Genomic DNA, 20,380 nt, shown 5'->3' on the forward strand with positions numbered 1-20,380 from the left:
TCCGTGCCGTGGCAAATTGCGCAGGCGATTTGCCGACCATCATAACGTGACAGGGCGGGCCGGTGCTGCTAACGGCTGCGATTCTATGTGGGGTGGGGTTTTGCCGCCCTTTTGGCCCGCCTTTTGATAAAGACATTCCATGACCGACCAGTCCAAGATCCGCAATTTCTCCATCATCGCCCACATCGACCACGGCAAAAGCACGCTGGCCGACCGGCTGATCCAGTTCACCGGCGGGCTGACCGAGCGCGAGATGAGCGCGCAGGTGCTGGACAATATGGACATCGAGAAAGAGCGCGGGATCACCATCAAGGCCCAGACCGTCCGCCTGAATTACAAGGCGCATGACGGCGAGGTCTATGAGCTGAACCTGATGGACACGCCGGGGCATGTGGACTTTGCCTATGAGGTCAGCCGGTCGCTGGCGGCCTGCGAGGGCGCGCTGCTGGTGGTCGATGCGGCGCAGGGCGTGGAGGCCCAGACGCTGGCCAACGTCTATCAGTCGATCGAGCATGACCACGAGATCGTGCCCGTTATCAACAAGATCGACCTGCCCGCCGCCGAGCCGGAAAAGGTCAAGGCCGAGATCGAGGAAGTGATCGGTCTGGACGCCAGCGAGGCGGTGCTGGCCAGCGCGAAGTCGGGCATCGGCATCGAGGAAATCCTTGAGGCTGTGGTGCGCAAGATCCCCGCGCCCAAGGGCGACCGCAATGCGCCGTTGAAGGCGATGCTGGTGGACTCTTGGTATGACCCCTATCTGGGCGTGGTCATTCTGGTGCGCGTGATCGACGGCGTCATCAACAAGGGCCTGAACGTCAAGTTCATGCAGGGCGGCACCGAACATCTGATCGACCGCGTGGGCTGCTTTACGCCCAAGCGTGAGGAACTGGCCGAACTGGGGCCGGGCGAGATCGGCTTTGTCACCGCCCAGATCAAGGAAGTCGAACTGGCCAAGGTCGGTGACACGATCACCACGGTCAAGGGCGGCGCGACCGAGGCTCTGCCGGGCTATAAAGAAGTGCAGCCGGTGGTGTTCTGCGGCCTCTTCCCGGTGGACGCGGCCGATTTTGAAAAACTGCGCGAGAGCATTGCCAAGCTGCGTTTGAACGATGCGTCTTTCAGCTTTGAGATGGAAACGTCCGCCGCGCTGGGCTTTGGCTATCGCTGCGGGTTCCTGGGCCTGTTGCACCTTGAAATCATTCAGGAACGCCTGAGCCGCGAATATGACCTCGACCTGATCACCACGTCGCCTTCGGTGGTCTATCGCATCCAGTTGCGCGCCAGCCGCACCGATGATGCGGGCGAAATCATGCTGCACAACCCCGCCGATTATCCCGATCCCAGCCGCATCGAACAGATCGATGAGCCGTGGATCAAGGCGACCATCTACACGCCCGACGAATATCTGGGCAGCATCCTGAAGCTGTGTCAGGACCGTCGCGGTATCCAGACGGGCCTGACCTATGTCGGCGGGCGCGCTCAGGTGAATTATGAATTGCCGCTCAACGAAGTGGTGTTCGATTTCTATGATCGGTTGAAGTCGATTTCGCGCGGTTATGCGTCCTTCGACTATGAACAGATCGGCCTGCGCGAGGGCGACCTGGTCAAGATGGGCATCCTTGTCAACAACGAGCCGGTCGATGCGCTCTCGATGATCGTCCACCGCAGTGTGGCCGAGGAACGCGGGCGCCATATGTGCGAGCGTCTGAAAGACCTGATCCCGCGCCACCTGTTCAAGATCCCGATTCAGGCGGCCATCGGCGGCAAGGTCATCGCGCGCGAAACCATCGCCGCCATGCGCAAGGACGTGACCGCCAAGTGCTATGGCGGCGACATCAGCCGCAAGAAGAAGCTGCTCGACAAACAGAAGAAGGGCAAGGCCCGGATGCGCGAATATGGCAATGTGCAGATCCCGCAGGAGGCGTTTATCGCTGCGTTGCGGATGGGCGAGGAATAAGGATTTAGGGGGCCTCCGGCGGGCAAAGGGACAATCCCATTATGGGGTTGCGCGTTAAATGCGCCGGTGGCTTTCCGCCAATTTTTGAAGCCGCATTGCGGATTTAGCCTTTCAGCACGAACCGCGTGCCGTCGCCAATATCCAGCGAAAAGCCCACCGCGCGCCCCGGCTCCACGTCCAGCTCCAGCGAGACTGGGCATTGATCCGCCTCGTCGCTCATGCGGTAGAGCGGCACACCATCGCACACCCCCTGCAACTGGTCGCGCTGGCCAAGGATGATGTCTCCTTCGGCCAGACACAGAGGCGTGCCCGCGTCGCAACAGCCCCCCGTCACATGCAGCACCAGCCGCCCGTGCTGCGCTCGTAGCCGGTCGAGTGCGGCATGGGCGGCGGGGGTGATCGGGATCTGGCGCGTGCTGGTCATCGCGCATCTATGCCACGTTTTTCACCGATCTGGCGAATGGGACTTTGGCATAAGGGGGACTTGCAGCGATGGTCGAGGCGTGAGAACCCAAAGCCTATGCCTGAACCCACGCCTGAACCCACGCCCACCTCCATGCCTATTGCGCGCGGCTTTGCCGGATGGCTGGTGATGGCGGCGGCGCTGGCGGCTTTGATGGCGGGCTTTGTGTTCAGCCTGAGGGCCAGCGCGCGGCAATTCGAGATCGCCCTGCTGGCCGAGCGGCAGGCGGGCCTGATCGCAGGCCTTTCTGGCCAGCCTCTGGCGAAGATCCCGCCGCGTCTGGCCGAATATCGCGCCTTGGTGGCGCAGGAAAGCGCGCTGGGTTCGCCCGCGCATAGCGACGAACTGGCCCGCATCAACCGCCTGCCCACTATGACCGATCCGGTCCGGCGTGAGGCCCTGCTGGCCACGATGATGGCGGGCGAGCGGGCCGAGGTGAGCGCCGCCCGCGCTGCGCTCGATCACAGCCGCAACCGGATGCTCATGCTGGGCGGGATGCTCACGCTCTTGGCGCTGGCCTCGGCGGGGGCGGGGCTGTGGCGGCTGGTCTGGGCCAATCGCGCGCTCGAACGCGAAGTGGCCGCCCGCAGCGCGCAATTGCAGGCCGTGGACCGCTCGCGCCGCCTGTTCTTTGCCAAGGCCAGCCATGAACTGCGCACCCCGGTTGCCGCGATGCGTTCGCTGGCCGAGGTGACGCTGGCCACCGGGGGCGATCAAGGCGCGGCGCTGCATGATGTGGTGGCGCAGGCACAATTCCTCTCGCACCGCATCGATGAAATGCTCAGCCTTGCCAGCGCGCAAGAGGGCAAGCCGGTGCTCTCGCCGGCCCCTTGCGATCTGCGCGAAATTGTGGCCGGGGCGTTGGCTGCGGCGGAGCCTTTCGCGCGGCTGGTCGAGGTTGAACTGACCTATGATCCGCCCGCCGATCCGGTGCGGGTGCGGGCCGATCGGCGCTGGCTGGGTCAGGCTTTGCTGGCCATCATCGACAATGGGCTGAAAATATCCGACCCCGGCGCGGCGCTGGAAATTATGCTCATGCGCGATGATGCCAATGCCATCCTGTCCATTGCCGACCATGGACCCGGCATGGGCGAGGCGGATTTGCCTTTGATCTTCGAGGCCTATTACCAGAGCGAGGAAGGTCGCCATCGCGGCGGCACCGGGCTTGGCCTTGCCCTTGCGCGGTGGGTGGCCGATCAGCATGGCGGCACGATCCGCGCGGAAAACCGGCCAATGGGCGGCGCGCGCATCGTCCTGATGCTGCCATTGGAGGAGGCGTGATGATCCTGATCGTCGAGGATGATGTGACCATTGGCCGCACGCTGGCGCAGGGGCTTGCCGCTGCTGGTTTCAATGTGCGCTGGCTGCGGCGGGGGGCACAGGTTGCCCCGCTGGTGGCGCAGGGCGATGTGGAGGCGCTGGTGCTCGACCTTGGCCTGCCCGATGGCGATGGGCTTGAGGTGTGCCGGGCCCTGCGCGAACAGGGCCACCGCCTGCCGGTGCTGATGCTGACCGCGCGGGGCGGGCTGGATGACCGGCTCGACGGCTTTGCGGCCGGGGCCGACGATTATCTGGCCAAACCCTTTGCCTTTGCCGAATTGCTGGCCCGCGTGCGGGTGATGGTCCGGCATGCGCAGCAGCGCCGCCCCGACCCGCTGGTGTTGGGCGCGCTCGAGGTTGATCCGCTGGCGGGCGAAGCGCGATGGGCGGGGCATAGGCTGGATCTGGAGCCAAAGGGCATCCTTGTGCTGGGCGAATTGCTGCGCGCGCGCGGGGGCGTAGTGTCGCGCCGGGCGCTGATGGATGCGGTGTGGGGCGATGCGGCAGTGACGGATAATGCGCTCGATGTGGTGCTGTCCTCGCTGCGCAAAAGGCTGGCCCAGGCCGCCCCGGAAGTGCAGGTCCGCACGGTGCGCGGCACGGGGATGATGCTCGATCTTATACCTTTGCCAGTCTGAGGCCTTTCTAAGGTTTTCCCGGCGCAACCTCTGATAGCCAGAACCCATCAGGCGGCCCGATCAACGGGCGCGTACAGGGGAAAGAGGTTCATGCAGGGGCGTTTTACGTTGATGGTTGCGGCTATGGCAATGCCCGCTGTGGCACAGGCCGAAGATGCGGCCATTGTCGTCAGCGCCAGCACGCCTTTGTCGGCGGCGGCGGATAATGGGCGGGTGCTGGTTGATGCCAAGGCCTTGCGCGCGATGCAGGCCGTGACGGTGGGCGATGCGCTGGCGCGTCAGGCGCCCGGCGTGGTCATCAACGAGGTGCAGGGCAATCCGCTGCAAGCTGATCTGTCGTTTCGCGGCTATACCGCCTCGCCGCTGCTGGGCACGCCGCAGGGGATTGCGGTCTATGTCGATGGCGTGCGCGCCAATCAGCCCTTTGGCGAGGTGGTGAGCTGGGATCTGTTGCCGCAGGCGGCGGTGGATCAGGTGGCCTTGATCGAGGGCGCCGCGCCGCAGTTCGGGCGCAATGCGCTGGGCGGGGCGCTGAGCATCCGCACCAAGGACGGGCGCAGCGCGCCGGGGGTGGCGGCCTCGTTGACGGGCGGCTCCTATGGGCGGCTGCGCGGCAGCATCGAGGCGGGCGGCAGTATGGGGGGCAGCAGGGCGGGCAATGGCTTCCACTGGTATGGCGCGCTCGAAGGGTTTCAGGAGGATGGCTGGCGCTATGCCTCGGCCAGCAAGGCGTGGAAGGGCTTTGCCAAGGCGGGCTGGGAAGGGGCGGGCAGCGGGGTGAGCCTGAGTTTCAACCGCGCGCAATCCGATCTCAACGGCAATGGGTTGCAGGATTATCGCCTGCTGGAGCGCGACTGGCGCAGCACCTACACCACGCCCGACAACACCCGCAACATCGCCAGCCAGATCACCCTGTCGGGCCATCATCGCCTGTCGGAAAACCTCACCCTTTCGGCCAATGCCTTCTGGCGCAGCATCGTCACGCGCAGCGTCAATGGCGACATGAACGAAGGCGCGCTGGGTGAGAGCCTGTATCAGCCCAATGCGACCGAACGCACGGCTCTTTCTGCGGCGGGCTATACTGGCTTTCCCACCAGCGGCGAGACGCAGGCCAACACTGCCTTTCCCAAATGGCGCTGCATCGCCAATGTCCTGCTGAACGACGAACCCAATGAGAAATGCAACGGCCTGCTGACCCGCTCCTCGACGCGTCAGCAGGAATGGGGCGGGGCGGTTGAACTGGGCTGGACCGGCATGGGCCAGCATCTGATCGTCGGCGCCAGCTATGCGCAGGCGCGGGCGCGGTTTATTCAAAGCAGCCAGTTTGGTTATTTGCTGCCCGATCATTCGGTGGTCGCCGTGCCGGGGCCGGGGGCCTTTGCCGATGGCACGCAGGACAGCGAGAACGCCTTTGACGCCCGCGTCGATCTGCATAGCGCGATGTCCAGCCTTGGCCTCTATGCGGCCGATGTCTTCGCTCTGGGGTCGCGCGTCACGATGACGTTGGCGGGGCGGTATGATCGCACGCAATTGCACAATCGCGATCAGATCACGCCGGGCGGCGGCACGGGTTCGCTCGACGCCGATCCGGTGTTCGCACGGTTCAACCCCTCGGCCATGGTTGATTGGCATGCGGCCCATGGGCTGACCATCACCGCGCAGGCGGGTGAGAGTTCGCGTGCGCCCTCGGCGGTGGAACTGGGCTGTTCGGACCCGGCCTCGCCCTGCCGCCTGCCCAATGCGATGGCCGGCGATCCGCCGCTGCGACAGGTGGTGGCGCGCAGTTTCTCGCTGGGCGTGCGGATTGAGCGCAAGGCGTGGAACCTGCGCCTGACCGCGTTTCGCAGCGACAATCGCGATGATATTCAATTCATTGCGGGCGGCGCCTCGGGCTTTGGCTATTTCGCCAATGTCGGCACCACGCGGCGTCAGGGCATTGAGGCCAGCGGCGCGGCGCATTGGGGCGGCTGGCAGGTGGGGGCCAGCTACACCTTGCTCGACGCCACCTATCGCACACCCTTGACGCTGAACGGCGATGCGAACAGCCGCAATGATGGCGCCGCCCCAGGTTTCGACGGCGAGATCGCTGTGCGCCCCGGCGACCGTCTGCCGCTCCTGCCGCGCCATCTGTTCAAGGCGCAGGCTGGGTTTGAGGCCGCATCATGGCTGACCCTGCGCGCCGAAATGGTTGCGGCCAGCGGTGTTTATGCGCGGGGCAATGAGAACAATCTGCATCAGGCGGACGGCGCCTATTATCTGGGCGCGGGACGGACCGATGCCTATGCCGTGGTCAATGCCTCGGTCGAGGTCCGGCCGCGCAAGGGGATGATCATCACTGCCGGGGTCAGCAATCTGATGAATGCCCATTACGCCACGGCGGCGCAATTGGGGGCCAGCGGTTTCGACACCAATGGCGCCTTTGTCGCCCGCCCGTTCAGCGGGCCGGTGATCGATGGCGAGCGGCCTTTGCTGCACAGCACATTCCTTGCCCCTGCTGCACCGCGGCGGTTTGAGGTGGGGCTGCGGGTGCAATTGTGATTAACCGTTTGGGTTAATATCCTGTCCTACAGGATCAAGGCACTGATAACTCTGCCGGGTCGGGCGATTCGCAAAATGCGAGAATGTCCGGTCTCAGGGAGTTGTTCTCATGGTCTTTAACGCGCTTTTTCTGAGCATGAGCGGGGCCTTGCGTTGGTTGGGCGGGCTGGCCCGATGGCTGGGCGCCTCCGCTCTGCGGATCTGGGCGGCTGTGGCATTGGTCGCGCTGGGCGTCGCGGGGTGGCAATTCCATCGCGCGGCGCATTGGGCCGCCGCCGCCCGCGCCACCCAATCGGCATGGGATGCCGAGCGCAAGGCCGCCGCCGCCGCCAAGACCGCCGCCGAAACCCGCTACAGGAGCCTTGCCGATGATGCCGATGCCCGACATGACGCCGCGCTGGCGCAAGGGGATGCTCGCCTTGCTGCCTATATTGCCGCTCACCGCCTGCGCCCATCCGCGGCCGATCCAGCCCGCTCCGCCGCAGATCACGCTGCCGCAATTCCTGAAGTCTCCGCCGCCGGTCCCGTCCTGGCGACAATCACCGAAGCCGATCTGAAGATTTGCGATGCGAACTATGTCTATGCCAGCGCCGCCCATGATTGGGCCAATGCGCTGAACCCCTGATGCGAAAACCCCCGCCCGGCGTGATGCCGGACGGGGGTTTGCAACCCTTGGGGGCAAGGGTTGTGGGGGCGCTCTTACTTGGCCTTTTCAAAGGCCGCGCTGATGCGCAAAGTCACTTCATCACCGATCAGCGGGATATAGGTCTTGACCCCGTAATCTGTCCGCTTGAGCGAGGCGGTGGCGTTGAAGCCCACCGTATAGCCCTTGCTCAGCGGGTTCACGCCGCTGGCCAGAAACGCGGCCTTCAGCACCACCGGGCGGGTCACGCCGTGGAACGTCAGGTTGCCCGCGATATTGGCGGTGCGCGGTCCGGTCGGCGTCACGCTGGTCGAGGTGAAGCGGATTTCGGGGTATTTGCCCGCATCCAGCCATGCTTCGCTCTTCAATTCGCCGTCCAGTGTGGCATTCGTGGTCGAAACGCTGCTCACCGGGATGGTGATGTCCACCTTGGCCGCTGCGGGCGCCTTGGGATCAAGGCTGAGCGTGCCGGTAACGCCGGTCAAATCGCCGTACCAGTCCGAAAAGCCCATATGGCTGACGGCGAACTGTACGCGGGTGTGGGTGGTTTCGACCGTGTAATTGCCCGCCTGCACGGCGGCAGGGGCGGGATTGGCGACCGGCGACTGCGCATAGGCGGCAACCGGGGCAACGATCAGGGCGGCGGCGATCAGAGAGCGAAACATGGCGATGGTTCCTTACAAAGCGCTGATTTCGGCAACCGCGCCCGAGATGGCTTCGGCTGCGGCTTCGGGGCCAAAGGCCAGACCTTCGGCGGTGACGACGGTGACATCATCGATGCCGACAAAGCTGAGCAGGCTCTTGGTATGGGGCACGGCGAAGGGGAAGCCGGTGGCGTCGTCATACTTGCCGGCGCGGGCCTGAGCCAGAATGGCCTTCTTGCCCTTGACCAGACCTTCGGGGCCTTCGGCGGTGTACTGGAAGGTGGTGCCGGCGCGGCCGACATAGTCAAACCAGGCCTTGAGCGTCGAGGGCATGCCGAAGTTATAGACCGGCACGCCGATCACGATGATGTCGGCGGCAAAGACTTCGCCGATGATCTCGTCCTGAAGCGCGCGGGCGGCAGCGAACTGATCGCCTTCGGGGGCCTGACGACCGATCCCGGCGAGGCTGGCCGAGTCCACATGCGGCACCGGGTTGGCGTCGAGGTCGCGCTCGACGACATTGGCTTCGGGGTGGGCGGCCAGATAGGCGTTGATCAGCTTGTTGCTGACCGAAGCTTCGCCAGTGGCGGCCGAACGGATCACAAGAACATTAGCCATGGGATATACTCCAGTACGGGGGAAAGAGAGGGGTTTAGTCGAAACGGTAGGCATCCATGCGCAGGATGCCCAGATCGGTGGATTGGTGAATGCGGGTCGGCTTTGCCCCTTCGCCCGCCGCGCCCAGCGCGACAAACAGGGGCAGCAGATGTTCGTCGGTGGGGTGATTTTCCACCGCATAGGGAGCAAGGCGGCGATAGGATACCAGATCGCAAGTCCGCCCGTTCATCAGCGCTTCGTGCATCCAGTCGGCAAAACTGGTTACCCATTCCGGGCTGGGTCCATCGCCCAGATGGCGGCTGATGGCGCGCAGATTATGGGTAAAGCTGCCCGAGGCCAGCACGAGGATATTCTCCTTGCGCAATTCGCTCAGCGCCCTGCCCAGTTGCACATGATGGCCCGGCCCAAGGCGGCTCTGGATCGAGAGCTGCACCACCGGAATATCATGTTCGGGCCACATCAGCAGCAGCGGGGTCCATGCGCCATGGTCCAGCCCGCGCCGCGTGTCGATCCCGGCGCGCAGCCCCGCGTCGCCCAGCAGATCCACCACGCGCGCGGCCAGATCGGGCGATCCGGGGGCGGGATAGTCCAAGGCATAGAGCGCGGGTGGAAAGCCGTAGAAATCATGGATCGTCTCGTTGACCTCGACCGCGTTGACGGCGGGAACGTCCGTTTCCCAATGGGCCGAGATGACCACGATGGCGTCGGGGCGTTCCAACTGACCGCCAAGCCCGGCGATGAAATGGCGCGCCGGGTGGTCCTGCAGCGCCAGCATCGGCGAACCGTGTGAGAGATAGAGGGTGGGCTGCATGGGTGTTCTCCGTGCCGAGGCTTGCTCGGCGTTGAGAGCTAAATAGGCTAATGACTTTTGCATTCCAATTGGTCAATGTTGCAGATCATCCATGCGAAAACGGATAGGTGTAGATGGATTGGGATGACGTTCGCAGCTTTCTGGCCATTGCCCGCACGCGCAGCCTGTCGGGCGCCGCGCGCGAACTGGGCGTGCGCCAGTCCACCATGAGCCGCCGGTTGGAAGCGATGGAGGCGCGCAATGGCGCCCGCCTGTTGCAGCGCACCACCAATGGCTATGAACTGACCGCGCTGGGCGAGGCGGTGTTGGGCAATGCCGAGCGGATGGAGGCCGAGGCCATCGCGGTCGAGCGCATGGTGCAGGGGCGCGATGTGGCGCTTTCGGGCGTGGTGCGGCTGACCACGGTGGAGGTTTTGTCAAACCTGCTGCTGCCCGGCGCGGTCAAGGCGTTGCAGGCGCGCTATCCGGCGATCACGCTGGACGTGCTGACCGACAGCCGCTCGCTCAGCCTGTCCAAGCGCGAGGCGGACATTGCCATCCGCATGACCCGGTTTGACAGCCATGACGTCATCACCCGGCGTATGACCACGGCGGCGGGCGCGCTTTATGCCAGCCCCGATTATCTGGCCGAGCATGGACAGGATCTGGCCAGCGCGGATCATGCGATCATCACCGTGCTGGAGGATCAGGCCCATCAGCCCGAGGCGCGCTGGCTGGCCGAAATGCTGCCCCATGCGCGCGTGGCCATGCGCAGCAACAGCCGCGATGGACAACTGGCGGCGGCGCGGGCGGGGGTGGGGGTGGTCTATCTGCCCTGCTATCTGGCCGATCGAGACCCCGGCGTGGTGCGGCTGGACGCGGGGCTGGGGCCATCGCGCGAAGTATGGCTGGGGGTGCATGCCGATTTGCGCCACATGCCGCGCATCCGGGCGGTGATCGATGTGCTCAACGATGCCTTTGCGGCTGAGAAAGGTCTGTTTTCCGGTGAGGCGCAGAACAGGCCGCAGAGCGGGAAACCCTGAGGAAAAACCCTGTTCTTTGTGCGCAGCATTGTACGGCAGGCGTTGCGCCCCGGCCCCTGCGGGCTTACACAAAGGTTCAGGGAGATTTTGTCATAATGTCATCTACAGCCACGCCGCCACCCGCCACCAGATCGCGCAAGCGCAAGGGGGGCGAGGGGCTGCGCATCCATCAGGCCATCGCGCGCAAGCTGGGCATTGCCATCCTCAATGGTACGTATGAGCCGGGTTCGTCGCTGGGCGGAGAGATCGAGGCGTCTGAGCGTTTGGGCGTATCGCGCACCGCCTATCGCGAGGCGATCCGCATCCTGATCGCCAAGGGGCTGATCGAGAGCCGCCCTAAGGCGGGGACGCATGTACTGCCCCGGCGGCGGTGGAACCTGCTGGACCCGGATATTCTGGCATGGATGTTTTCGGAAAAGCCCGACCGTGATTTCGTGCGCGACCTGTTCGAGTTGCGCGGGATTATCGAGCCGGAGGCGGCGGCGCTGGCGGCGGCGCGGCGCCATGACGGCCATCTGGCGCTGATGCGACAGGCGCTCGACGGGATGCGCGTCCATGGGCTGGCTTGCGGCGAGGGGCAGGCGGCGGATCAGGATTTCCACTCCACCATGCTGGAGGCGGCGGGCAATGATGCGCTGACCTCGCTGATCGGATCGGTGGGCGCGGCGGTGCGCTGGACCACGCATTTCAAGCAGAGCAATTCGCCCGTGCCGCGCAATTCGTTGCCCGAGCATGAGGCGGTGCATCAGGCCATTGCGGCGGGCGACCCGGACGGCGCGCGGCGCGCGATGAAGGTCCTGCTGGAATATGCGCGTTCGGATGTGGTTGATAGTATAGCTTGAATTTTCCAATCGACGATGGCGGCTCCGGGTGGCCCGCTCTGGCATGATGCCGGGGCGGGCCGTTTTTATGGCCATGTTGAGAGGGCTTGCAGAGCGGCTTGACGCGCCCCGGATAAATGTTATGAATAATAGCATATGCCACCCCGGACGGGGGCACGCCATTCGAACAGAGGAGCCTGTCATGACCGAGCAGACGATTGATCGCGCAGAAGAAGATACCGTTGCCGTCCACATCGAGAATCGCATCGCCTGGGTGAAGTACAACCGCCCCGAGAAGCGCAATTGCATGAGCCCCAAGCTGAACCGTCAGATGACGCGCGTGCTGGAAGATCTGGAATTCCGCGATGACGTGGGCGTGGTCGTGCTGACGGGCGAAGGCTCGGCTTTCTCGGCGGGCATGGATCTTCAGGAATATTTCCGCGAAAACGAACAGAAGGGCCTGTGGGCCACCCGCAAGGCCCAGCGCGAAGCCTATAACTGGTGGAACCGTCTGCGCTGGTATGAAAAGCCGACCATCGGCATGATCAACGGCTGGTGCTTTGGCGGCGCCTATGGTCCGCTGTTTGCCGTGGACATCGCGATCTCGTCGGACGATGCCAAGTTCGGTCTGTCGGAAATCAACTGGGGCATCCTGCCCGGCGGCGGCGCCTCGAAGGTGGCTCAGGAACTGATGCCTCTGCGCAAGGCGATGTATCACGCGATGATGGGCGAGAACCTGACCGGCAAGCAGGCCGAAGCGCAGGGTCTGGTGACCGAGAGCGTGCCGCATGACCAGCTCGTCGCCCGCGTGACCGAGATTGCCGAGGCGCTGCTCAAGAAGGACGCCAATGCTCTGCGCGCCACCAAGTGGGCGATGCGCCGCATGGTCGAAATGACCTATGACAATGCCGAGGATTACCTGATCCGTGCGCAGGAAGCATTGAACGGTTTTGGCGGTCTGGCCGCGCGCAAGGAAGCGACCAAGCAGTTCCTTGACGAAAAGACCTTCAAGCCGGGTCTGGGCACGTTCGACATCACCAAGATCAACAAGTAATCTTCCACTCGGAGAGGGCAGTTAAGATGGCAAGACTGGAACGGGCGAGCATTGCTCGCCTGCTCAAGCCGCGCAGCGTGGCGGTTGTCGGCGCAAGCGACAAGCCGGGCGCCTTGGGCGCAACGCTGATCAGCAATCTGGACCGTGCCGGATATGCAGGCGCGATTTACCCGATCAATCCCAACCGGGAAAAGATCGGGGAGCGCGCCTGCCTGCCCTCGGTGGATGCTTTGCCCGATGGCGTGGATGTGGCGGTGCTCGCCATTCCCCGCGCCTTCGTGCTGGATACGATCAAGGGCCTTGCCGCGCGCGGCGTGGGCAGCGCGATCATCTTTGCCGCCGGCTTTGCCGAGGATGGCGAAGCGGGCATGGCCGAACAGGCCGAGATCGGCCGCATCGCCGCCGAGAGCGGCATGGTGATTGAAGGGCCGAACTGCCTTGGCATGGTCAACCATGTCGATGGCGTGCCGCTGACCTTTGTGGAAACGGCGATTGTGCCGCCCGCGGGTCGTCGCTCGGTCTCGGTGGTGTCGCAGTCGGGCGCGATGGCGGCGGTGCTTTGCACCACGCTGCTGGCGCGCGAACTGGCCTGTTCTTATTCCGTCAGCACCGGCAATGAGGCGGCCTCGGGCGTGGAGGATTATCTCGACTGGCTGGTCGATGATGCCGACACCTCGGTGATCGCGATGATCGTCGAGCAGTTCCGCGATCCGGCGCGTTTCATCGCGGCGGCGGACCGGGCGCGCGCGGCGGGCAAGCCCATTGTCCTGCTGCACCCCGGCAAGTCCTCGGCGGCGCGGGAATCGGCGGCCACCCATACCGGCGCCATGGCGGGCGATTACAAGCTGATGCGCGCCAAGGTGGAACGCACCGGCGTGATCTTTGCCGAAACGCTTCAGGAACTGGGCGATATTGCCGAGATCCTCGTGCGTTGCGCGGGGATGAACCATCCTTCGGCCGCTGTGCTGGGCGAGAGCGGCGCGTTCAAGGCACTGACCCTCGATCTGGCCGAGGAACTGGGCCTGCCGCTGGCCGATCTGCATGATGAGGACAGCCCGGAACTGCGCGCGGCCCTGCCGCCCTTCGTGCCGGTGTCGAACCCGCTGGACATTACCGCGCAGGGCCTGTCGCAGCCGATCATCTACACCCAGTCGCTGGGCGCGCTGATGGATGATGCGCGCGTGGGCGCGGTGGTGGCCGGGATCATCCAGTCCGATCCGATTACCGCCAAGATCAAGGTTCCCGCAATCGTTGCGGCGCTGGACGGGCGTGAGATCTCCAAGCCGCTGGTGTTTGCAGGCCTCGATGAAGGCGCGGATATGCCCGCGCATTATATCGCGGATCTGCGCGCTCGCGGCATTCCATGGTTCCCCACCACCGAGCGGGCGTTTCGCGCTCTGGCCGCGCTGACGCGGCGCGCGGCGCTGGATCTGACCAATGCGGCTCCGGCGCCTCTGTCGGTGGCGGGGCTTGGCGATTATGCGGGCGTGGTGGCCGAATATCAGGCCAAGGCGCTGCTGGGCCCGCTGGGCATCAGCTTCCCCTCGGGCCAGTTCGCAGCGGATGCCGAGGCCGCTGTCGCGGCGGCGGAGGCTGTGGGCTATCCGGTGGCGATGAAGGCGCAGGCCGCCGCCTTGGGGCATAAGTCGGATGCGGGCGGCGTGATGCTCAATCTGGCCGATGCTGATGCGGTGCGCGCGGCTTTCCCCAAGATGGTGGCCAATGTCGCGGCCTATGATGCCTCCATCACGCTTGACGGTGTGCTGATCGAGAAGATGGGCAAGCGCGGTCTGGAAATGATCGTGGGCGCCAAGAACGATCCCGAATGGGGTCCGGTGGTGCTGGCCGGGTTTGGCGGGGTGACGGCGGAAATTCTGGCCGACGTGGCCTTGATTACGCCCGATCTGTCCGAGGACGCGATCATCGAGAAGCTCTATGGGTTGAAGCAGGCCGCTTTGCTCAAGGGCTATCGCGGGTCGCCCGCGCTCGACGTGGCGGCGCTGGCCAAGCTGATCCGTCAGATCAGCGCGGTCTTGCTGGCCGAACCCAGCATTGCCGAAATGGACCTTAACCCGGTCATCCTGCATCCTGTGGGTGAGGGCGTTGTGTCGCTCGATGCCCTTATGCTGGTGAAATAATCGGTGATCTCAGGTGGAGCGATCTCGCTCCGCCTGAGGCCGCTGGCCCATCACGCGCAGGTAAAAGCGTGAGAAATAGGACGGGTCGGCAAAACCCAGTTCCTGCGCGATCTGGTTCACGCTGGCATTGGTATAGCGCAGCAGGCGCTGCGCCTCGACGCCCAGACGGCGGTGGATCACCTCCAGCGGACTTCCCCCCAGACGGGCATGGCACAGCCGCCCCAGCGTGCGCGGGGTGCAGCCGATGGCATCGGCATAAAATTCCAGACCGCGATGTTCGCGCAGATGCACTTCGACCAGATGGCGGAATTGCGCGAGGCGGCGATCGTCCACGCTCTGCGCAGTTTCCTCCGCATCGGGCAGGGATCGCGCCAAGGCCTCGGCCAGAGCGAGAAACAGATGCGCGCCGGCCTGCCATTCCTGCGCCAGCGCGTCCATTTCCCCTGCCAGCAGGCCCACGCGCCGCGCCGCGCTTTCGCCCATCGTGCCATGCCCGCCCTTGGCCAGCAGGCGCCGCAGCGGATCGTCGGCCCCCCGCGCGCGCCCCGCAAAATCGAGCGACAGCGTCAGCACATGGCCATGCGTGCCGGGGCTGAAGCGAAAGCCATGCACGCTGCCTGCGGGCAGCACGACATAGGCGGGCGGCACCAGCGCGAAACGCGCGCCGTCCAGCGTTACCTCGGCTTGCCCTGCGCTAACGATAAGTACCTGAATCCCGCGTTCGTGGCGGTGTGGCGAGATTTCCCAGTCATGCAGGCTGGATCGTTCGGCAATCGTCTCGATATGGGCAAAACCGGCGGGCGATGGCGTATTGCTCTCGCCAAACAGGCCGTAGACGGGAATGGCAGGGGATGTGTCTCGCATGTCCGAAAAGTGCCAATAGAATGACCGACCCATCCCTTTTCGCAAAGCCGCGCCAATGTCAATATCCGCGCCAATCGGCCTGCCCCCGCAACGTAGGCTGAAGGTGGAATGTGGGAGAATAAAACCATGAAAACTCAGGTCGCCATCATTGGCGCCGGGCCTGCGGGCTTGCTGCTGGGCCATTTGCTGAAATCCGAAGGCGTCGACTGCGTGGTGCTGGAGCGCCAGACCGGCGATTATGTGCTGGGCCGTATCCGTGCGGGCGTGCTGGAACAGATCACCGTTGGCCTGATGGAGCGCCTTGGTCTGGACGCGCGCCTTAAGGCCGAGGGCCTTGTCGAGGAAGGCTTTAATCTGGCCGATGGCGAACGCCTGATCCGCATCGACGTGGCCAATCTGACGGGCAAGACCGTGGTGGTTTACGGCCAGACCGAGATCACAAAGGACTTGATGGATGCCGCCCCCTCGCGCGGTCTGGAAGTGATCTATCAGGCAGGCGACGTTGGGCTGCACGACATCGAATCCGAAGCGCCCTATGTCACCTATACCAAGGACGGCAAGGAAGAGCGGATCGACGCGCGCTTCATCGTGGGCTGCGACGGCTTCCACGGCCCCAGCCGCAAGGCGATTCCGACCAGCGTTGCGCGCGAGTTCGAGCGGGTCTATCCCTTCGGCTGGCTGGGCATTCTTGCCGATGTGCCGCCCTGCAACCATGAGCTGATCTATGCCAATCACGAGCGCGGTTTCGCGCTGGCCTCGATGCGTTCGCACACGCGCAGTCGCTATTATGTCGACGTGCCGCTGACCGAAAAGATCGAGGATTGGTCGGATGATCGCGTGTGGGACGAGCTGGCGATCCGCCTTGGCCCGGATGCCGCCGCCAATATCACGCGTGGCCCCAGCATCGAAAAGAGCATTGCTCCGCTGCGCTCCTATGTGTTCGAACCGATGCGCCACGGCAGCCTGCTGCTCTGCGGTGACGCCGCCCATATCGTGCCGCCCACCGGTGCCAAGGGGCTGAACCTCGCCGCATCGGACGTGCATTATGCGGCTGACGCGCTGGTCGGCTTCTTCCGCCGCGCGGATAATGACGCGGTGATCGGCTATTCGGCCAAGGCGCTGGCCCGGGTGTGGAAGTCGGAGCGCTTTAGCTGGTCGCTGACCAAGCTGATGCACCGCTTCCCCGAGGATGGCCCGTTCGAGCGCGCGATGCAGGTGGCCGAACTGGACTATATCGCCACCAGCAAGGCGGCCCAGACCAGCATTGCCGAAAATTACGTCGGGCTTCCTGTTTGAGATAGGGCCGGTGTAAAGCTCATGGGGGCGGGGGGAAACTCCTGCCCCTTACAGTTTCCAGTTGAAGTTCAGATTGACATAGGTCCGGTTCGGCTGGTTCGCGCTGCCCGGCCCCAGACGCATGTCATAGCCGGTTTCGGCCGAGAGCGACTTGTCCTTGCCCAGCAGCTTGAGCCGGGCCACCGCGCCCGCATCATGGCGGGCCAGAGGGGCGAAATTGTCGAACGTCCCCAGATCGCCCCGCGCCACCATACCCAGCGCCAGCGCCGAATTGAGCCGATAAAACGCACTGGAATTATAGGTAAAATGCATGGGATTAGGGTTGGCCAGCGATTTGTTGCCCTTCACATCGACCTGAAGATCGACCGGGCCGGACATATGGCGCAGCTTCACATTGGTGGCCATATTGCGTGCATCGGCAAAGCGTTGCTCGACGCCCACCGCCAGAAGACTGGGATCGCCCAGCTTGTATGTGCCCAGATCCTGAAACCGGACGCCCGGATCGGGAAACATGTTGTTTTTGCCATGCGTGGCCCCGTTGACCACGATGGCGCGGCCATTCACAGTTCCGCCCCAACTGTCGGGCGAAAAGCCGGTATAATGCCCGGTGGCCGCGATGTTGATAGCCAGCGCCGCATCCATCGCCCGCTCCAGCTCCGGCCCCAGTTCATCGGCAACGGCCATGGCGGTTTCATTGGCCGATGAGCCTTCGCGCATGTCCAAGGTGTCATTCAAGGCCACCGGCCATTCGACAGCGGCGACCGTGGGCGCGGCCATATCCTGCGCGCAGGCATAGGTGGCCGGAAACATGGCGGCGGCCGGAAACAGGGCGCAAAGCCCAAGAAGGAGGGGGCGATAGGGCATGGTCGGTTCAAAGGGTCGCGAGCAAAATCCAGACTTGGCCATACTATAGCGAATATTGGGGCAAGGAACAGAGCGCCATACTGGCTTTCCTTGCAACTCCTGCCTATCTCGGCGCGGTTAGGAAAGTGAGAATCGCATGGCAACGCATACTACTCGGATGCTCATCATTGGTTCCGGCCCGGCCGGGCTGACCGCGGCGATCTATGGCGCGCGGGCGGGTTTGAACCCCATCGTGGTGCAGGGGCTTCAGCCCGGCGGGCAATTGACCATCACCACCGACGTTGAAAACTATCCCGGTTTCCGCGAGGCGGTGCAGGGCCCCTGGCTGGTGCAGGAAATGCAGGCGCAGGCCGAGCATGTGGGCACGCGGATGATGTGGGACACGATTGTCGATATCGACCTGTCGGGGCCTCCTTTCCGCGCGATTGGCGATTCGGGCGATGTCTATGAAGGCGACACGCTGGTCATCTGCACCGGCGCGCAGGCCAAGTGGCTGGGCACCAAGGGCGAGCAGGAATTTTCGGGCAAGGGCGTTTCGGCCTGTGCCACCTGCGACGGCTTTTTCTATCGCGGCAAGAAGGTCGTGGTGATCGGCGGCGGCAATACGGCGGTCGAGGAAGCGCTTTACCTGACCAACCATTCGCAGGACGTGACGCTGATCCACCGCCGCGATTCGCTGCGCGCGGAAAAGATCCTTCAGGACCGCCTGTTCGCGCACCCGAACATCAAGGTGCTGTGGAACAAGGAAGTGGCCGAATTCATCGGCGACGGCGCTATCGGCGGCGCGGGTCTGACGGGCCTTGCTCTGGTCGATACGGTGACGGGCGAGGCTTCGGTCGAACCGGCGCAGGGCGCTTTCGTGGCCATCGGCCATGCGCCTGCCACCGAATTGTTCAAGGGCAAGCTGGAGCTGGACGAGAGCGGCTATATCGTGGTTCAGCCCGGCACGCCCAAGACCGCGATCCCCGGCGTGTTTGCGGCGGGCGACGTGATGGATCACACCTATCGTCAGGCCGTGACGGCGGCGGGCACGGGCTGCATGGCGGCGCTGGATGCCGAACGCTTTGTCGGCGCGCTCGACTTTGCCGCGCAGGCCGCTGCTAATGTCGCTGGGGCCGACGCCTGATGGCGCAAGGGGCGGCGGGTTTACTCGCCGCCCTTTAACGCCCCGATGATCTGATCCATCAGCCATTCCCGCGCATGGGGCTCGACAAAGGAATGGCTGGCCCCGTCACACGTGGACAGACGCGGATCTTTCCCATCCCACACGCCCGCAAAGGCCTGCGCGGTCGAATCATTGCCCGCCAGCAGCAGCCGCACAGGCCCGGCAAAAGCGGCCAGCCCATCGCGCATCTGCTGCACCAGCGGCGCTGGCGGCGGCGCGGGCCGGGCCAGGCGCAGCAGTGAGCCAAACAGGCCGGCCAGCGAGACTTTTCCCGTCAGCAGCCGCATCAAGGCATCGGTATTGACCAGTCGCTTGCGATAATGCGCACGCAGGGCCTGCACCGAAGGCCCGGCATTCTCCTCTTCAAACGTCCATGGGTTGGACAGCACCAGCCCATCGACCCCCGCGCCCGAGGACAGCATCAGCGCGCTGGCCGCATCGCAATTGCCCAGCGCGATCACACGAGACATGGACGGCACCGCCGCGCGAAAGGCGGCAATGGCCGCGGCCAGATCGGGAGCGGAGGATTTGAACCCGCCATTGGCCCCCTCGCTCTCGCCCACGCCGCGCCGGTCGAAACGAAACGCGGCATAGCCTTGCGCCACGGCTCTTTCGGCGATGCGGGCATGGCTGCCCCATGCGCCGCTGCGGATTTCATTGCCGCCTGAAACGATCAGCAGGCCGGTCGTGGGCGCGCCATCAGGCCCGCCAAGATCAGGCAGATCTAGCGTGGCGCAAAGCATCGCGCCCTCGCAGGGGAAACTCAGCATCCGGCGCATCACGCCGTCTCCTTCTGGGCCAGAGCGACCGCAATGATCGCGGCCAAAGCATCGGCCTGGCCTGTATCCTCGCCCGGTTCGGGGCGCAGCCATAATCCAGGACCGCCCAGCCTATCCTGCGTGATGGCCTGCACGGCCGGCTCCTCGCGCGCCACCAATCCGCCAAATTCCGCGATAAAATCGGCCCCCAGCCGGTATCCGGCCAATTCCAGCCCATGTACGCGCCCGGCTTCGAGCAGGCTGTCCTGCGTCTCGCTGCGCCCGGCCTCACGCGCGGCAAGGATGCGCGCGCGCAGCATCTGGCGCATCTGGCTGGCCCCGGCCACCGGGGCGTAATACCATCCCGGCAGCCCGCGCGGCGCGGCCAGCGCCCCGCCGCGAATGGTCAGCACATGGCTGGCCGCGAAATGGCGCGCCGCGCCTTCCATCGCCACCTGCCAATCGCCGGGCGTCTGCGCCTCCAGCGGCAGGATGCTTTCGTTAAACCCCGGCAGATCGGGCAGTATGCAGGCGATCCCACTGGCCGAAAGCCGTCGCATTACCTCGACGGTAAAGCGACGCAGCTTGTTGCCCTCGTCAAACAGCGCCGGGACGATCAGGACGCAGGCCTTGGGCGCGGCTTCTGGCCGCTCCATCAAGGCCCATTCCTCAACCGTTCCGCCGCCGGGCAGCGGGCAGGGCCATTGGGTCATTTCTCGCAACCTGCAATTCCTTACATAGGTTCAGGCTGCTTCTGCCTATCGTT

Annotated in this window: 19 protein-coding genes; 11 read left to right on the forward strand and 8 right to left on the reverse strand. The window is 64.5% G+C overall.

Features of this window, described 5'->3' with window-relative positions; all coding sequences use genetic code 11:
* Nucleotides 1-139: 139 nt before the first annotated feature.
* Nucleotides 140-1,957, forward strand: a complete 1,818-nt coding sequence (gene lepA, locus FHW96_RS03520; RefSeq protein ID WP_172339171.1) for a translation elongation factor 4 — start codon at nucleotides 140-142, stop codon at nucleotides 1,955-1,957.
* Between the two features lie 103 nt (nucleotides 1,958-2,060).
* Here the strand turns inward: lepA and FHW96_RS03525 are convergent, their stop codons facing one another.
* Nucleotides 2,061-2,381 (reverse strand): DUF779 domain-containing protein, encoded by a 321-nt coding sequence (locus tag FHW96_RS03525; RefSeq protein ID WP_172339172.1) that lies wholly within the window; start codon nucleotides 2,379-2,381, stop codon nucleotides 2,061-2,063.
* Between the two features lie 96 nt (nucleotides 2,382-2,477).
* Here FHW96_RS03525 and FHW96_RS03530 point away from each other — a divergent pair, with 96 nt between their 5' ends.
* The 4 genes from FHW96_RS03530 (at nucleotide 2,478) to FHW96_RS03545 (ending at nucleotide 7,541) form a co-directional block, all read left to right on the forward strand.
* Complete coding sequence (locus tag FHW96_RS03530; RefSeq protein ID WP_172339173.1) at nucleotides 2,478-3,701, forward strand: cell wall metabolism sensor histidine kinase WalK; 1,224 nt, start codon at nucleotides 2,478-2,480, stop codon at nucleotides 3,699-3,701.
* Complete coding sequence (locus tag FHW96_RS03535; protein WP_172339174.1) at nucleotides 3,701-4,378, forward strand: response regulator transcription factor; 678 nt, start codon at nucleotides 3,701-3,703, stop codon at nucleotides 4,376-4,378. The genes FHW96_RS03530 and FHW96_RS03535 overlap by 1 nt, the downstream gene beginning before the upstream one ends.
* Nucleotides 4,379-4,501: 123 nt before the next feature.
* On the forward strand, nucleotides 4,502-6,916 hold the full coding sequence (locus FHW96_RS03540; RefSeq protein ID WP_253950713.1) for a TonB-dependent receptor: 2,415 nt from the start codon (nucleotides 4,502-4,504) through the stop codon (nucleotides 6,914-6,916).
* Nucleotides 6,917-7,025: 109 nt separating this feature from the next.
* Nucleotides 7,026-7,541 carry a hypothetical protein gene (locus FHW96_RS03545; RefSeq protein WP_172339176.1) on the forward strand — a complete coding sequence of 172 codons (516 nt, stop codon included), beginning with the start codon at nucleotides 7,026-7,028 and terminating at the stop codon, nucleotides 7,539-7,541.
* A gap of 74 nt (nucleotides 7,542-7,615) precedes the next feature.
* On the opposite strand, the gene FHW96_RS03550 is transcribed toward FHW96_RS03545, so the two are convergent.
* From FHW96_RS03550 to FHW96_RS03560, 3 genes are read right to left on the reverse strand one after another with little or no spacing between them, the layout of a single operon-like run.
* Nucleotides 7,616-8,224, reverse strand: coding sequence for a YceI family protein (locus tag FHW96_RS03550; protein WP_172339177.1), 609 nt, complete (start codon nucleotides 8,222-8,224; stop codon nucleotides 7,616-7,618).
* Nucleotides 8,225-8,236: 12 nt separating this feature from the next.
* On the reverse strand, nucleotides 8,237-8,821 hold the full coding sequence (locus FHW96_RS03555; RefSeq protein ID WP_172339178.1) for an FMN-dependent NADH-azoreductase: 585 nt from the start codon (nucleotides 8,819-8,821) through the stop codon (nucleotides 8,237-8,239).
* 34 nt (nucleotides 8,822-8,855) lie between these two features.
* A complete protein-coding gene (locus tag FHW96_RS03560) occupies nucleotides 8,856-9,632 on the reverse strand; it encodes a class III extradiol ring-cleavage dioxygenase (RefSeq protein ID WP_172339179.1) in 777 nt (258 codons plus the stop codon).
* A gap of 113 nt (nucleotides 9,633-9,745) precedes the next feature.
* On the opposite strand from FHW96_RS03560, the gene FHW96_RS03565 reads away from it, so the two are divergent.
* The 4 genes from FHW96_RS03565 to FHW96_RS03580 all read left to right on the forward strand — a co-directional run bounded on the left by FHW96_RS03565 (nucleotide 9,746) and on the right by FHW96_RS03580 (nucleotide 14,667).
* Nucleotides 9,746-10,654 (forward strand): LysR family transcriptional regulator, encoded by a 909-nt coding sequence (locus FHW96_RS03565; RefSeq protein ID WP_172339180.1) that lies wholly within the window; start codon nucleotides 9,746-9,748, stop codon nucleotides 10,652-10,654.
* Between the two features lie 95 nt (nucleotides 10,655-10,749).
* Nucleotides 10,750-11,496 carry a FadR/GntR family transcriptional regulator gene (locus tag FHW96_RS03570; RefSeq protein ID WP_172339181.1) on the forward strand — a complete coding sequence of 249 codons (747 nt, stop codon included), beginning with the start codon at nucleotides 10,750-10,752 and terminating at the stop codon, nucleotides 11,494-11,496.
* 181 nt (nucleotides 11,497-11,677) lie between these two features.
* Complete coding sequence (locus FHW96_RS03575) at nucleotides 11,678-12,529, forward strand: p-hydroxycinnamoyl CoA hydratase/lyase (RefSeq protein WP_172339182.1); 852 nt, start codon at nucleotides 11,678-11,680, stop codon at nucleotides 12,527-12,529.
* A gap of 26 nt (nucleotides 12,530-12,555) precedes the next feature.
* A complete protein-coding gene (locus FHW96_RS03580; RefSeq protein ID WP_172339183.1) occupies nucleotides 12,556-14,667 on the forward strand; it encodes an acetate--CoA ligase family protein in 2,112 nt (703 codons plus the stop codon).
* Between the two features lie 9 nt (nucleotides 14,668-14,676).
* Here FHW96_RS03580 and FHW96_RS03585 read toward each other — a convergent pair whose 3' ends face one another.
* Nucleotides 14,677-15,531 (reverse strand): helix-turn-helix domain-containing protein, encoded by an 855-nt coding sequence (locus FHW96_RS03585; protein WP_172339184.1) that lies wholly within the window; start codon nucleotides 15,529-15,531, stop codon nucleotides 14,677-14,679.
* Between the two features lie 126 nt (nucleotides 15,532-15,657).
* On the opposite strand from FHW96_RS03585, the gene pobA reads away from it, so the two are divergent.
* The gene (gene pobA / locus FHW96_RS03590) at nucleotides 15,658-16,827 is read left to right on the forward strand and encodes a 4-hydroxybenzoate 3-monooxygenase (protein WP_172339185.1); all 1,170 of its coding nucleotides are present in this window, start codon (nucleotides 15,658-15,660) and stop codon (nucleotides 16,825-16,827) included.
* Between the two features lie 48 nt (nucleotides 16,828-16,875).
* On the opposite strand, the gene FHW96_RS03595 is transcribed toward pobA, so the two are convergent.
* The gene (locus tag FHW96_RS03595; RefSeq protein ID WP_172339186.1) at nucleotides 16,876-17,733 is read right to left on the reverse strand and encodes a hypothetical protein; all 858 of its coding nucleotides are present in this window, start codon (nucleotides 17,731-17,733) and stop codon (nucleotides 16,876-16,878) included.
* 94 nt (nucleotides 17,734-17,827) lie between these two features.
* On the opposite strand from FHW96_RS03595, the gene trxB reads away from it, so the two are divergent.
* Entirely contained in the window at nucleotides 17,828-18,817 is a 990-nt protein-coding gene (gene trxB, locus FHW96_RS03600) for a thioredoxin-disulfide reductase (protein WP_172339187.1), read from the forward strand.
* 20 nt (nucleotides 18,818-18,837) lie between these two features.
* On the opposite strand, the gene FHW96_RS03605 is transcribed toward trxB, so the two are convergent.
* Nucleotides 18,838-19,635 carry a hydrolase 1, exosortase A system-associated gene (locus tag FHW96_RS03605; RefSeq protein WP_216650754.1) on the reverse strand — a complete coding sequence of 266 codons (798 nt, stop codon included), beginning with the start codon at nucleotides 19,633-19,635 and terminating at the stop codon, nucleotides 18,838-18,840.
* Entirely contained in the window at nucleotides 19,635-20,327 is a 693-nt protein-coding gene (locus tag FHW96_RS03610; protein WP_172339189.1) for a hypothetical protein, read from the reverse strand. Before FHW96_RS03610 ends, FHW96_RS03605 begins: the two co-directional genes overlap by 1 nt.
* Nucleotides 20,328-20,380 lie beyond the last annotated feature (53 nt).

Source organism: Novosphingobium sp. SG751A (genome assembly GCF_013149295.1).
Classification (GTDB): domain Bacteria; phylum Pseudomonadota; class Alphaproteobacteria; order Sphingomonadales; family Sphingomonadaceae; genus Novosphingobium.

What these genes read in the sequence shown, in the direction of transcription:
- lepA (WP_172339171.1), top strand. Translation starts at nt 140, where the DNA reads ATGACCGACCAGTCCAAGATCCGCAATTTCTCCATCATCGCCCACATC.
- FHW96_RS03525 (WP_172339172.1), bottom strand. Translation starts at nt 2,381, where the DNA reads ATGACCAGCACGCGCCAGATCCCGATCACCCCCGCCGCCCATGCCGCA.
- FHW96_RS03530 (WP_172339173.1), top strand. Translation starts at nt 2,478, where the DNA reads ATGCCTGAACCCACGCCTGAACCCACGCCCACCTCCATGCCTATTGCG.
- FHW96_RS03535 (WP_172339174.1), top strand. Translation starts at nt 3,701, where the DNA reads ATGATCCTGATCGTCGAGGATGATGTGACCATTGGCCGCACGCTGGCG.
- FHW96_RS03540 (WP_253950713.1), top strand. Translation starts at nt 4,502, where the DNA reads ATGGCAATGCCCGCTGTGGCACAGGCCGAAGATGCGGCCATTGTCGTC.
- FHW96_RS03545 (WP_172339176.1), top strand. Translation starts at nt 7,026, where the DNA reads ATGGTCTTTAACGCGCTTTTTCTGAGCATGAGCGGGGCCTTGCGTTGG.
- FHW96_RS03550 (WP_172339177.1), bottom strand. Translation starts at nt 8,224, where the DNA reads ATGTTTCGCTCTCTGATCGCCGCCGCCCTGATCGTTGCCCCGGTTGCC.
- FHW96_RS03555 (WP_172339178.1), bottom strand. Translation starts at nt 8,821, where the DNA reads ATGGCTAATGTTCTTGTGATCCGTTCGGCCGCCACTGGCGAAGCTTCG.
- FHW96_RS03560 (WP_172339179.1), bottom strand. Translation starts at nt 9,632, where the DNA reads ATGCAGCCCACCCTCTATCTCTCACACGGTTCGCCGATGCTGGCGCTG.
- FHW96_RS03565 (WP_172339180.1), top strand. Translation starts at nt 9,746, where the DNA reads ATGGATTGGGATGACGTTCGCAGCTTTCTGGCCATTGCCCGCACGCGC.
- FHW96_RS03570 (WP_172339181.1), top strand. Translation starts at nt 10,750, where the DNA reads ATGTCATCTACAGCCACGCCGCCACCCGCCACCAGATCGCGCAAGCGC.
- FHW96_RS03575 (WP_172339182.1), top strand. Translation starts at nt 11,678, where the DNA reads ATGACCGAGCAGACGATTGATCGCGCAGAAGAAGATACCGTTGCCGTC.
- FHW96_RS03580 (WP_172339183.1), top strand. Translation starts at nt 12,556, where the DNA reads ATGGCAAGACTGGAACGGGCGAGCATTGCTCGCCTGCTCAAGCCGCGC.
- FHW96_RS03585 (WP_172339184.1), bottom strand. Translation starts at nt 15,531, where the DNA reads ATGCGAGACACATCCCCTGCCATTCCCGTCTACGGCCTGTTTGGCGAG.
- pobA (WP_172339185.1), top strand. Translation starts at nt 15,658, where the DNA reads ATGAAAACTCAGGTCGCCATCATTGGCGCCGGGCCTGCGGGCTTGCTG.
- FHW96_RS03595 (WP_172339186.1), bottom strand. Translation starts at nt 17,733, where the DNA reads ATGGCCAAGTCTGGATTTTGCTCGCGACCCTTTGAACCGACCATGCCC.
- trxB (WP_172339187.1), top strand. Translation starts at nt 17,828, where the DNA reads ATGGCAACGCATACTACTCGGATGCTCATCATTGGTTCCGGCCCGGCC.
- FHW96_RS03605 (WP_216650754.1), bottom strand. Translation starts at nt 19,635, where the DNA reads ATGCGCCGGATGCTGAGTTTCCCCTGCGAGGGCGCGATGCTTTGCGCC.
- FHW96_RS03610 (WP_172339189.1), bottom strand. Translation starts at nt 20,327, where the DNA reads ATGACCCAATGGCCCTGCCCGCTGCCCGGCGGCGGAACGGTTGAGGAA.